The organism is Pelagibacterium halotolerans, assembly GCF_044811015.1.
Lineage (GTDB): Bacteria > Pseudomonadota > Alphaproteobacteria > Rhizobiales > Devosiaceae > Pelagibacterium > Pelagibacterium halotolerans_A.
The window spans coordinates 324,076-336,969 of the sequence record NZ_CP085243.1 but is presented as its reverse complement, the minus strand read 5'-3'; the positions used below and the strand labels follow the sequence as shown (position 1 = coordinate 336,969).

The 12,894-nt window shown below is 60.8% G+C and carries 10 protein-coding genes; 7 read left to right on the top strand and 3 right to left on the bottom strand.

The genetic code is table 11. The features are described from left to right. Positions 1–35 precede the first annotated feature (35 nt). The gene (locus LG281_RS01755) at positions 36–1,160 is read left to right on the top strand and encodes an ROK family transcriptional regulator (protein WP_404403763.1); all 1,125 of its coding nucleotides are present in this window, start codon (positions 36–38) and stop codon (positions 1,158–1,160) included. Between the two features lie 9 nt (positions 1,161–1,169). Then, positions 1,170–1,943 carry an inositol monophosphatase family protein gene (locus LG281_RS01750; RefSeq protein ID WP_404403761.1) on the top strand — a complete coding sequence of 258 codons (774 nt, stop codon included), beginning with the start codon at positions 1,170–1,172 and terminating at the stop codon, positions 1,941–1,943. A 554-nt stretch (positions 1,944–2,497) separates the two neighbouring features. Here LG281_RS01750 and LG281_RS01745 read toward each other — a convergent pair. Then, complete coding sequence (locus LG281_RS01745; protein WP_404403759.1) at positions 2,498–3,694, bottom strand: TIGR03862 family flavoprotein; 1,197 nt, start codon at positions 3,692–3,694, stop codon at positions 2,498–2,500. 127 nt (positions 3,695–3,821) lie between these two features. Between LG281_RS01745 and LG281_RS01740 the strand changes: the two genes are divergently transcribed. From LG281_RS01740 to LG281_RS01720, 5 genes are all read left to right on the top strand, one after another. Next, positions 3,822–5,078, top strand: coding sequence for an aminopeptidase (locus LG281_RS01740; protein ID WP_404403757.1), 1,257 nt, complete (start codon positions 3,822–3,824; stop codon positions 5,076–5,078). A 226-nt stretch (positions 5,079–5,304) separates the two neighbouring features. Then, complete coding sequence (locus tag LG281_RS01735) at positions 5,305–5,904, top strand: Spy/CpxP family protein refolding chaperone (RefSeq protein ID WP_404403755.1); 600 nt, start codon at positions 5,305–5,307, stop codon at positions 5,902–5,904. A 119-nt stretch (positions 5,905–6,023) separates the two neighbouring features. After that, entirely contained in the window at positions 6,024–6,608 is a 585-nt protein-coding gene (locus tag LG281_RS01730; RefSeq protein ID WP_404403753.1) for a DUF1176 domain-containing protein, read from the top strand. Between the two features lie 9 nt (positions 6,609–6,617). Continuing rightward, positions 6,618–7,040, top strand: coding sequence for a DUF1801 domain-containing protein (locus LG281_RS01725; RefSeq protein WP_404403751.1), 423 nt, complete (start codon positions 6,618–6,620; stop codon positions 7,038–7,040). Positions 7,041–7,332: 292 nt separating this feature from the next. After that, complete coding sequence (locus tag LG281_RS01720) at positions 7,333–8,811, top strand: AMP nucleosidase (RefSeq protein WP_404403749.1); 1,479 nt, start codon at positions 7,333–7,335, stop codon at positions 8,809–8,811. Between the two features lie 49 nt (positions 8,812–8,860). Here the strand turns inward: LG281_RS01720 and LG281_RS01715 are convergent, their stop codons facing one another. Then, positions 8,861–11,143: an NADP-dependent malic enzyme gene (locus tag LG281_RS01715; RefSeq protein WP_404403747.1), complete on the bottom strand. Its 2,283-nt coding sequence runs from the start codon at positions 11,141–11,143 to the stop codon at positions 8,861–8,863. Positions 11,144–11,248: 105 nt separating this feature from the next. Further along, complete coding sequence (locus tag LG281_RS01710; protein WP_404403745.1) at positions 11,249–12,826, bottom strand: EAL domain-containing protein; 1,578 nt, start codon at positions 12,824–12,826, stop codon at positions 11,249–11,251. Positions 12,827–12,894 lie beyond the last annotated feature (68 nt).

Below are 12,894 nucleotides of genomic sequence, written 5' to 3'. Positions count from 1 at the left end.
GGACCGATCGGTGCGACGCTGAGGAAGAGAACAAAATGCCGGCTAACACACAGAAACGACTGACCTTTTCGAACAACGAACGGCTACTGCTCGATATCGTCCGGACGCGCCAACCAATCGCCCGCTCGGCGGTCACCGACCTCACGGACCTCACCCAGCAATCCGTTCACCGCCTGCTCGAAGGGCTGATCGAGGACGGATTCGTGCTCTCGGAAAAAGCCCCGCCCTCCGGACGCGGCAAGCCCAGCCCGAACCTCCTCTTGGATAAAAACGCCGTCCACGCCGTCGGCATCTCGATCAACACCGACTCGATGACCATCTCGCTGGTGGACTTCAACTGCGACACGATTCTCGAGCGCCGGCTGCGCGGCCCGCTTTCCGACCGCAAGGCGGGAATCGCCACATTGCGCAGCACGCTCGACGAGATGGTCGCGCAAGCCGGCATCAAGCCCGAAACGATCTGTGGCCTCGGCTATGCGATGGCGGGTTTTTTCGTCGATGGCGACCGCGCCATGAATGCGCCCGAACCGCTGCGGGATTGGTCCCTCGTCCCTCTCGAACCGGAGTTGAAAGAGGCTTTCGAGCTGCCGGTCTTCATCGAAAACAACGCGACCGCCGGCGCTATCGGCGAGAGCCTCGCGGGTGCCGGCCGCTGGTGCGGCACGTTCGCCTACCTCTCGTTCAACTACGGTTTCGGCGGCGGCATCATCATCGATGGTAAACCCTATCTCGGGCGACACGGCAACGCTGGCGAGTTCTCGGGCATCTATACACCCGACGAATCGCCACGCCGCCCTGCCCTGCGCTCCCTGCTCGACACACTCGCGGAAAACGGCGTTCCCCTCGATGGTGTGGCCGATCTACGCGAGCGGTTCGATCCAGGATGGCCCGGCGTCGCCAACTGGATCGAAGTCGTCACGCCGCAACTCGACCGCATGATCAATACCCTCTCGGCAGTTCTCGATCCGGAAGCGATTGTCTTCGGCGGCGAGTTACCCACAGCCCTGGGCGAGATGCTCATCGCCCGCACGCGTTTTGAAAGCGAGCACCGCTACGGCGTCGGGATGCCCCGCCCCAAGCTCGTAATCGGCGAGGCTCCGGGCGATCCGGCAGCAACCGGCGCCGCGCTACTGCCCCTCAAATACACCTATTTCCAATAAGGAGTTCCCATGTCCCTCGCCCACCGCCGCACTGCCGCCGAAGCCATCCTGCGCGAGGCTGGCAAGCGCGCACTAGAACACTTCGAAGCCCGCTCGTTTTCCGTTGAGGAAAAAGGCGTCCAGGATTTCGTCAGCGAGGTCGACAGGCAAACAGAAATTTTCATCCGTGAAAGCCTCGCCGCACTCTTCCCCGACGATACGTTCCTCGGCGAGGAAGGCGGCGGCGAGATCGCGGCCAGCTCCTGGATCGTCGATCCGATAGACGGAACCACGAATTTCGTCCGTGGCATCCCCTTCTGGTGCCTGTCCGCGGGCTTCGTGGTCGACGGCGAACCCACCGTGGGCGTCATCTACGACCCGTGCCGGGATGAAATGTTCTCCGCCCACAAGGGTGGCGGCGCCATGCTCAACGGCAAGCCCATACGAGTCAGCACGACATCCGCTCCCAAGCAGGCCCTCCTCTCGATCGGCTACAGCTTCAAATCCCCAGCCACGAGGCACCACGCTGTAATCGATGGCCTCTTTTCAGCCGGTGCCATGTACCGCATGCACGGCGCGGGGGCCCTTGCGCTGGCTCAGGTCGCCGCCGGTCGCATGGATGGTTTTTGGGAAGCGATCATCTACCCCTGGGACGTCGCGGCAGGGCTCACCCTCGTCCAGGAAGCCGGCGGTATCGTCAGCGACTTTTTCGCCGGCGACGATATCCATAAGGGTCACGAAATCCTTGCAACGGCGCCGGGCATGAAAGACTTTTTCGGAGCATTGACTGGGATCGCGGTCTGAGCCGGAGTGCCAATTGCGATATTGCGGCCATCCCGGGCGAACAGGATCTGCTCACGAGGGCCGTACCCAGGCCGAGCGTGTCGTCGTCGAACCCAAGCGATCGTCGGCAGCAGCACCCGTAACGGACCAATTTATCCCCGCCACTGAAATCGCATTTATGATGCTTGTTACGGACCCGCTTGATGGGCGCAGGCGCAACGAACGTTTGGGCGGGACCGGTCCGGGTCCGATGGGAGTCGTCCCAGCGGAGGCCCAAACGTCACCGTGGCCAGCTACAGCGATCTTGTGGTCACCGGGGAAACCTGGCGGGGGTGGCCCCAGCCCCGAGCGGACGCCAAGCCAAAAATCCCGGAGTCCGAAGCGGTTCGGCATAGCCGAATGAAAAGCTCCGGTGGAGCTTTTCAAGCGCGCGGACGCCCAAAGCGCTATGCGCGACGGCGCGGCAAGGCTCGCTTCGCATTTCTATTTCAGTATGAGGCGCGTCTCGCCGCATACCGTCCACGTCGTTTCAACCGAGGCCGAGGGACTGTCGGACGTTTTTTCATGGCTAAGCGTCAGATCCAGGCCATCACGCCCCGCGCTGCCACCCGTCCCGTCGCAAGGCACCCCGAGATGAGGTATCCGCCTGTCGGAGCCTCCCAATCGAGCATCTCGCCGCAAACGAATACGCCCGGCACGTCCTTGAGCATCAGCCCCGCATCGACGCTGTCCCATGCCACGCCGCCCGCCGAGGAGATCGCCTCGGCAGTCGGCCGCGAGCGCAAAACAGGCAGCGGCAGCGCCTTGATCCGGGCCGCCAGCGCTTCTGGCGGCACCCCGGCTGCATCTGGTGTCAACTCCCGCACCAGCGCCACTTTGACCGCATCGAGCCGCGCACCCTTGCGCAACCGATTGGAAAAGCTCGCCTTGCGCGGCTGCCGCGCGAGATCTTGCGCAATCCGTTCCACGCTCCGCCCCGGCGCCAGATCGAGCCTCAGCATCGCCGAACCGCGTGTGCACAGCGCATCACGCAACGCCGCCGCATGCATGTATACGAGCGCCCCTTCGATGCCATGCCGCGAAATCACGAACTCCCCGGGCACCGCCCCGGCATCGGATGTCGCCATGACCGATTTGACAGGCGTGCCGGCAAACCTCTCCCGGAAAATATCGCTCCAGCCCACGTCGAACCCGCAATTGGCGGGCACAAACGGCGCCACGGCAACGCCACGCTCGGCAAGCCACGGCACCCAAGCCGCGTCCGACCCGAGCCGCGGCCAGCTCGCGCCCCCAAGCGCCAGGATCACCGCGTCGAACGCGAGTACCCGCCGTCCATCAGGCGTTGCGAATATAAGGGAATTCTTATCGAACCCCTCCCAGCGATGCCGTGTGAAAACCTCTACGCCCTGGGCCTCGAGCCGCCTGAGCCACGCCCGCAAGAGTGGCGACGCCTTCATCGCCTTGGGAAAGACGCGCCCCGACGATCCCATAAACGTCTCGCTGCCCAGCCCTTCGGCCCAAGCCCGCACGTCCGCGCCGGTAAACGCGTCAAGCATCGGCCGCATGCGCTCGGCTGCCGTACCAAAGCGCATAGCGAACGCCTCATGGTCTTCCGCATGCGTGATATTGAGACCGGACTTCCCGGCCATCAGGAATTTCCGGGCCACGGTCGGCATCGCCTCGAATACCGAAACGGCATGCCCGGCGCCAGAAAGCACCTCCGCCGCCACCAGCCCCGCAGGTCCGCCGCCTACAATCGCGATATTCGCCATGCGCCCTGATGTCCTCGCCAAATCCGCGCCTCCTTTGGCCCAGACACTCGGCACACGCAAGCCCCTTTCCCCCCTTCGCTCGACCGGCTAGGGTCGCGCTACAAAAGAGTCTCGAGGAAGAGCCATCATGAATGAACAAATCTTGTCCAACGCCGCGATCTCCGAGGAAAAGCTCGACAAGCTTGCCCAAGTCGCCGTCCACACAGGGCTGGGCCTCCAGAAGGGCCAGGACCTTCTCATCACCGCGCCGATGACCGCCGCTCCACTTGTGCGTAAGATCACCGAGCACGCCTACAAGGCTGGCGCCGGGCTGGTCACGACGTTCTATTCGGACGAGCAAGCAACCCTTGCCCGCTATCGCTACGGCAATGACGAAAGCTTCGACAAGGCAACCGACTGGCTCTACGAGGGTATGGCCAAAGCCTTCGACAACAACACCGCCCGCCTCGCCATCGCGGGCGACAACCCGATGATGCTGGCCGACGAAGATCCTGAAAAGGTCTCCCGCGCAAACCGCGCCACCTCCAAGGCATATAAGCCGGCGCTTAGGAAGATTTCGGGCTTCGACATCAACTGGAACATCGTCTCCTATCCCAATACCAAATGGGCGAAGCTCGTCTTTCCCGACCTCGGCGAGGACGAGGCCGTAAAAGAACTCGCCGATGCGATCTTCGCGGCCTCCCGCGTCGACAACGATGACCCCGTCGCCGCTTGGGCCGAACACAATGCGAATATCCACGCCCGCCGCGACTGGCTCAACAAAATGAGCTTCTCCGCGCTGCACTTTACCGGCCCGGGTACCGATCTGACGGTCGGGCTGGCGGATGGCCATAAATGGGCCGGCGGTGCATCCCAGGCGAAGAATGGAATCACCTGCAATCCCAACATCCCGACCGAAGAAGTCTTCACCACGCCGCACAAGGACCGCGTCGATGGCCACGTTCGCGCCACCAAGCCGCTTTCCTATCAAGGCACGCTTATCGAAGACATCGAGATGGTCTTTAAAGACGGCAAGGCCGTCGAGGTGCGCGCCAAAAAGGGCGAGGATATCTGGAACAAGGTGCTCGATACCGATGAGGGCGGTCGGCGCTTGGGCGAAGTCGCGCTCGTGCCGCATTCCTCGCCGATCTCGCAGTCCGGCATCCTGTTCTACAACACACTTTTTGACGAGAATGCCGCCTGTCACATCGCCATGGGCCAGTGCTATGCCGAATGCATCGAGGGCGGTGGCAAGATGAGCGAAGACGAGATCGCCGCTGCCGGCGGCAATGCCAGCCTGATCCACATCGACTGGATGATCGGCTCGAACGAGATCGACGTCGACGGCATCACCAAAGACGGCGAGCGCGTGGCTGTCTTCCGCAAGGGCGAATGGGCGCAATAAGCGCTCGCCAATATAAGGACAGAGTTATCTCCGTCCTCTTCACCCTGGGTTAGGGCCTGTCATCGATTGTAGATAGGGGTTTGACAGGCCATATCTACAATCGATGACAGGCCTTACAATCCTTTCCGGGATTTCATGCGCCGGAAATACTGGTGAGAGGTTGTCTTTCGTAAAGTCCCGAGTGTCGGCATCAACACCCGCCGGCGCCAACAAAAGGACTTAACCAATGACCACGCTCAACAAATCGGCCCTTCTCGTTCTCGCCACCGGCGCCCTGACCCTCGGCGCGCTTGCCCCCTCGGTCTACGCGCAAACGCCCGCCAACGACTGGCAGGCCGAGCGTATCGAAGGCGGCGAGGCTCGCGCCTTCCGTCCCGGCAATACGGGCGGTCCGCGCATGCACGCCGGCCCGCGCATGCGGGGCGGTATTCTCACCATGCTCGTAAGCGCCCCCACCGCCGAAGCGGTCGATATCGCCGCGGTCCGCCTCACCCATCGGCTTGAGCTCACGGACGACCAGATCGCCGCGCTTGATGCCCTCAAGGCGGCCGTCCTCAACGCCCGCGATGGTCTCGATGAAGCCCGCGAAGCCATTATGCCGCTCGAGAATGATCCCACCGCCGAGGATATCACCGCGCGATACGCGGACATGGTTGCCATGACCACAGCGCGCGCCGAGGCTCTCGAAGCGGTTCAGCCCGCCTTCGAAGCGTTCGTCGAAACCCTTGAAGGTGAACAGATCGCGCTTCTCGCCCAGCAGCACCCCCACGGTCCAGGCGGCAACCGTACCGCTCGGCCCTCCGCTCCGGCACCGGAATCCGAGTAACGTCCCTGCGGCCCGCGCCCTGAGTCCTCCGGTCGTGGGCCGCACGTTAAAAAGAGGTTTGTCCAAGGCCGTTTTCAAGGCACACTTACGGCGGTCGCAACGCTGTGGAACACCTTGATATGACCAGAACCATTGCCATTGCCCTCGCCGCCACGCTGATTGCAACGCCTGCGGGTGCACAGGATACCAAGGCCGTTACAAAGCTTTTCCAGACAAGCTTCGAAACGGCCTGCTTCGGCATCGGCGAGGATTTCGGCGACTTCGCGGAAACACGGTCATGGGAGCTGACCTGGCGCGACGAATATGCCGACACCGACAGCACCGCGACGCTGTATCAGTTCTTTTGCGGCTCCGGCGCATATAATGTGAACCACGTTTATTATCTCGTCGATGAGTATGACGGCGCCCTCCCCGTCGCCTTCGCGGTTCCCGAATTCGACGTGGTCTACGAAAACGACGACTTCGAGGCTGCCGTCCTCGACGTTCCGATGACCGGTTACGGCACCCAGCTCATGCTCACCAATTCCGAATTCGACCCTGAAACGGAAACCATAACGAGTCACGCGCTGTGGCGCGGTATCGGTGATGCCTCGTCGAGCGGAACGTGGATATTCGACGAGGGGCGCTTCCGGCTTATCTCCTATGAGGTCGACCCAAGCTATGATGGCGAGGTCAACCCCGAAAGGCTTGTCGATTTCGAATAGGGCGGAGGAATGGCAGAACCCAAGACACGTCCCACCGACCAAAGCGTCGCGGACATCCTCAACGCCGTCGAGCCCGAGCAGAAGCGCAAGGACAGCTGGACCGTTCTTGAAATGATGGAACGCCTTACCGGCGAAAAGGCCCGAATGTGGGGGCATTCAATCATTGGCTTCGGCAGCTATACCTATGTCAATAGCACCAAAAAGCCTGCCGAATGGCCCCTGGTTGGCTTCTCGCCACGCAAGACCAGCCTTGTCCTCTACATCATGGCTGGCTTCTCGGCTTATGACGGCCTTATGGCGCGGCTAGGCAAACACTCGATCGGCAAATCCTGCCTTTACGTCACGCGCCTCTCGGACATCGATCTCGATGTTCTCGAAGACCTTGTCGCGCAGTCCGTCGCCTATATGCGGGAAAAATACCAAACCCATTGAGGGCCAAAAAAAGAGACCGCAGTGCCGGGCGGACAACTGCGGCCTCCCCTACTTCGGGCTCCCGCTGCGCTGTTGAGGGCTTGGGGGACAACAACGAGAGCCGTAAGTCTGCCGGTGCATGGGCTCGTTTGCCGTGCCAGCAGACAAGACTAGATATCGGAAGCCAATGCGGCGACATAAAGTCCCATCACCGAACTGTGATTCATCTCCCTGGTAGCCGCCATCCTTGCACGCTCACCGATAAACTGTCATGGCTAGGGGTTAAACCAAAAGCAAGAATAAGGAAATTTGCATGAAGCTCGTTACGCCGCCCGCCCTGCCCCTCAAGGCCTTTACAGATCCTGTCCAAGCCTGGGACTATGTCTGCGAAATTTACGATCGCAACACGAGCTTCATCCAGGACCATCTCCGCAATCTAACCAAGGGCATCGTCCCCCCAGGCAAGGTGCGCGCGCATTACCCGAAGGTGCAGGTCACCTCAACGAGTTACCTCCAGCAAGCCTCCTCGCGCGCGGCCTACGGCTTTCTGCATAGCCCGGGTCTCTACCAGACCACGCTGACCCAGCCGCACCTCTTCAAGAAATACCTCATCGAAAATTTCGAGCTGATCCTGAAAAATCACTCGGTTGAAATCGAGGTCGGCGAATCCGAAACCCCAATCGCGCTGCATTTCGCCGTGGATCCAACCGAGCGCGTCGAAGGTGATGTGCTGATCGATCTCGGCGTGCCGTTGCGTGACCTCTTCGATGCTCCCGACCTCACTCATATGGACGACGAGATCGCCAACGGGACCCTAATTCCGCCCGCCGGCGGCCCCTATCCGCTCGCGGCTTTCACGGCCCCCCGCGTCGACTATTCGCTGCAGAGGCTGAGCCATTACATGGCCTCAAAGCCCGAGCACTTCCAGAACTTCGTGATTTTTACGAACTACCAGTTCTATATCGAGGAATTCACGCGCCTCGCCCACCAGTGGATGGAAGAAGGCCACGAGGGCTACGATTCCTTCGTCGAGCCGGGCAACGTGATAACTCTCAACAAGCGCCTGGGCGGCGGCACGACAGGCGCGCACCCGACCCGGCAGTCTCAGATGCCGGCCTATCATCTCACCGCCTCCAACGGACGCGGCATTACGATGATCAACATCGGCGTCGGCCCCTCCAACGCCAAGACAGCGACAGACCATATCGCGGTCCTCCGCCCGCACGCCTGGCTGATGCTCGGCCATTGCGCGGGCCTGCGCAATTCTCAGTCGCTTGGCGATTACGTGCTCGCTCACGCCTACGTCCGCGAAGACCACGTCCTCGACGACGACCTGCCGGTCACGGTCCCCATTCCGGCACTCGCCGAAGTCCAGCTCGCGCTCCAGGATGCAGTCGCTGAAATCACCCATCTTGAAGGGCTCGAGACCAAGTCGATCATGCGCACCGGTACGGTCTTCACCATCGACAATCGCAACTGGGAGTTGCGCGACCAGTCCGAGATCGCGCGCCGGCTGTCCCAGTCCCGCGCCATTGCGCTCGATATGGAAAGCGCGACCATCGCCGCCAATGGCTTCCGCTTCCGCGTGCCCTACGGGACGCTTCTGTGCGTTTCGGACAAGCCCCTGCACGGCGAACTCAAGCTCCCCGGCATGGCCTCGGACTTTTACCGCACCCAGGTCAACCGGCATCTCCTGATCGGATTGAAGGCCATGGAAATCCTCCGCAACCAACCGGTTGAACGGCTCCATTCGCGCAAACTGCGCTCCTTCGCCGAGACGGCGTTCCAGTAACAAAAAGGGCGCCAAACCGGCGCCCTTTTTCTTTGTCTGGCCGTCAAGTTCAAACGGCGTAGTCGAGCGCCTCATTGACGGTGATCGCGGTCATGTTGACGATACCACGGCTCGTCACCGATGGCGCGAGGATATGCGCGGGACTCGCAGTGCCCATCAGGATCGGCCCAACCGCAAGCGCATTGTTCATTTCCTTGAGCAACGTCATGGAAAGATTGGCACTTTCGAGGTTCGGAAATAGCAGAAGGTTGGCTTCGCCCTTAAGAACCGAATCCGGAATGTACCGCTCACGCAGCATCTGGTTGAGCGCAAGATCTCCTTGCATCTCGCCCTCGACCATCATGTCCGGAGCGGCAGCCTTCAGCATCTGATAGGCTTGCTTCATCTTGTCGGCCGTCTCGCCCTCACGCGAACCGAAGTTCGAATAGCTCAAAAGAGCCGTACGGGCTTCGAGATTGAAGCGCTTGAGGTGATCACGGGCTTGCAGGGCAGTCGCCACGATCTCCTCGGCGGTCGGGTTCACATTCACATAGGTATCCGAAAGGAAGAACACGCCGCGCGGCATGATCAGCATGGAGAGCGCCGAAACGTCGTTAGCTCCTTCCGCCAGGCCGATCACCGATTTGATGTCGCGCACATGCTTGATGTACCGGCCCTCAAGCCCGCAGATGAGCCCATCCGCCTCCCCACGCTTGACCGCCAGCGCGCCGATGACCGTGGTATTGGTACGCACGATGGTACGGGCGGTATCCGGCGTTACGCCGCTGCGCCCGACAAGCGAATGGAACAGCGAGACATATTCCCGGTAACGCGGATCGTCCTCGGGGTTGATCACCTCGAAATCCTTGCCGGGTGTCAGAGAGAGCCCGAACCGCTCGATGCGCTGTTCAATCACGTACGGCCGCCCGATCAGGATCGGAGAAGCGATACCCTCTTCGAGAATGACCTGCGTCGCCCGCAGCACGCGTTCGTCCTCGCCGTCCGCGAAGGCAATGCGCTTGCCTGCGCCCTTTGCACGCTCGATCATGGGTTTCATCACCATGCCCGAGCGGAAGACAAACTGGTTGAGGCTGTCCTTATAGGCGTCGAAATCGGCGATTGGTCGCTGCGCAACCCCCGAATCCATCGCTGCCTTGGCGACAGCCGGTGCAATCCTCAAAATCAGGCGCTGATCGAAGGGATTGGGAATGAGATAATCCCGCCCGAAGGTCGACGCCCCGCTCGGCGTCGCCTCGAGCACCGGCTCATGGGCAAGCTGCGCGATCGCATGTGCGGCAGCCGCTTTCATCTCCTCGTTAATCTCGGTCGCCCCGACATCGAGGGCCCCGCGGAACATGAACGGAAAGCACAGGACGTTGTTGACCTGGTTCGGATAGTCAGACCGCCCCGTGCAGATCATCGCATCTGGCCGTGCCGCGATAGCGACTTCCGGCATGATCTCAGGCACCGGGTTCGAAAGCGCCAGGATCAAGGGGTTTTTCGCCATATCCTTGAGCATTTCGGGCTTGAGCGCGCCGGCGGCTGAAAGGCCCAAGAAAATATCGGCGCCGTCCATGACTTCCGCAAGCGAGGTTTTGTCGCTTTCCTGCGCGAACGCGCCGCGCCAGCGGTCGATGCTGTTGTCACGGTTCTTGGTCACCAGGCCTTCCCGGTCGGCCACCCAGATATTTTCGCGCTTGGCCCCGACGGCCATTAGCATGTTGAGGCACGCGATCGCCGCGGCCCCGGCACCGGAGGTGCAGATCTTGGCCTTGGAAATGTCCTTCCTGGCGATCTTGAGCCCGTTGAGAACCGCTGCTGCGACGATAATCGCGGTGCCGTGCTGATCGTCATGAAAGACCGGGATCGGCATCCGCTCCTTGAGCGCCTCCTCGATCTCGAAGCAATCGGGCGCCTTGATGTCCTCGAGATTAATCCCGCCGAAAGACGGCCACATCGGCGCAACGGTTTCAATAAACTTCTTGGGATTCTGCTCGTCGATTTCGATATCGATGGAATCGATACCGGCGAACTTCTTGAAAAGGACCGACTTGCCTTCCATCACTGGCTTGGACGCCAAGGCCCCGATATTGCCCAGCCCGAGTACCGCCGTTCCGTTGGAGATGACCGCTACGAGATTGGCCCGCGACGTGTAACGCGCCGCCGCTTCCGGATCCTCGGCGATTTCCTCGCACGGCGCCGCGACGCCTGGCGAATACGCGAGCGCGAGGTCGCGCTGGTTCGCCAGTGGCTTAGTTGGCGTAATCTCGAGCTTGCCCGGTTTAGGGTAATTGTGGAAATGCAGCGCGGCGTCTCTCAGCGCCTTTTGCGCATCACGCGGTTCGTCAGTCATGCCGTCTCCTCGGAAAACCGGAGACTTAGGTGCCACCAAACGGGGAAAAAGGGAAGGCTGTTTGCCCTAACTTTTCGTCCAATGGACGAAGGACCTGCTACTGGGTTACGCAGCGATGTCCTTATCGAGATTCGAGGTCTTTCCCTCGGACCTTAACCCCTCCGCGAGCGTACGAAACGCCGAAAGCTTCATTGGAGGTGCGAAGAGGTATCCCTGGGCGAGGCTGACGTCCTTGGCGCGCAGGTAAAGCGCCTGCTCCTGCGTTTCGACGCCCTCGGCAATAATCTCGATATCCATATCCCGGGCCATCGCAATCAGCCCGTCGATAACCGGTACGGGCGTATCGGCGTCCTTGATCATGTCAACGAAGATCTTATCGATCTTGATGATATCGATACCCAGGGGCTGCAGGTAAGCAAGGTTGGAATGCCCGGTCCCCGCATCGTCCATCGCAATGCGCACCCCGAGTTTGTGCATGGCCGAGATGATTCGGCTGGCGGCCGCGCGATCGTCGAGGGGCCGACGTTCGGTAATCTCGAAAACCAGTTGCCGGTACTCAATCCCACTACCTTCAAAAATGGAATGAATATCCTCGACAATGGAACCGTCCCGGAAATGTCCCTCGAAGAGATTGATGGAAACCTTGAAGTCTTTGACTTCCCGGCACAAATTCTCAAGGTCGGCGCGCACCTGTTCCATAAGACTCAGCGTCATGGGAATTGCGAGCCCGGACATTTCGGCGTAGTCGATGAAAGCGCCCGGCGGCACGACTTCGCCACTGCGCTTGACCCAGCGAATAAGAACCTCACACCCAGCGAGCCTCCCGGTCCTTAGATTGATCACCGGCTGGTAATAGGGCTTCATTTCGCCCGCCAGGATGGCCCGTTCGAGATCGAATACCGGCACGCTCGACCGCCGCATGACGTATAGCGCTAAAATCAGGATCATCGCGCCGATAAGACACGCAACGATCGTGAACGCTATATCGAGCTGTGCGTAACCCGACCGCATCACCTCGAACGACGACGCGGCCTCCGCCTTGATCGGCACCTCCCCCGCGAACGATCTGGCGAGCAGATAGTCCTGCTGACTATTGGAAGCGGGCGTACCGGCCTCGCCGCGCGACAGGATCGTCGTGCCGCTGGTCAATGAAAGCTGAAGGTAATTCAGCCCCTCAAACAACGTGCCGGTCTTGTGCGCCAGAAGCGGCGATGCGACCACGAGCGCAGATACCATGCGCTCGGGACCGAAAGACTGGGTGATCTTGAGCATAGGCTGGGTCGAATCGGCAAGCTGCACCACACTCAGCATCTCGGTGTGCCCAGGAATGGTAAGGCTTTCCGAAAGGACGCGATACGCGACAGCCGTGTCATAAGCTGCGCAGTACTGAACGCCGTCGCGGTTCTCGACGATCACCTGTTTTAGGTAGAGATTGCCCAAGAGTTCGGCGTTGACGTTCTCGAAAAACGTCGGCGTGCACAACGACGGGCTGGCCGCAAGGATACGGCGCAACGACTGGATCGCATCGTGAACCGCTGCCTGACTATCCTGGGCGATCGCATCGACCCGCGCCTGTAGTGCACTCGTCTCGCGCGAGCGGACATAGCTGTCCAGCATCCCGTCCACCACAAGCACGGGAATGAAAGCCGCGAACGCGGCAAGCACCAGCAATATCGTGGGCATATGAAAGCGCAAAAAACAGCCTGCCCCGGTTAACATCTTTTGCCCCGATGCTAACCGGCAAGCCTTTA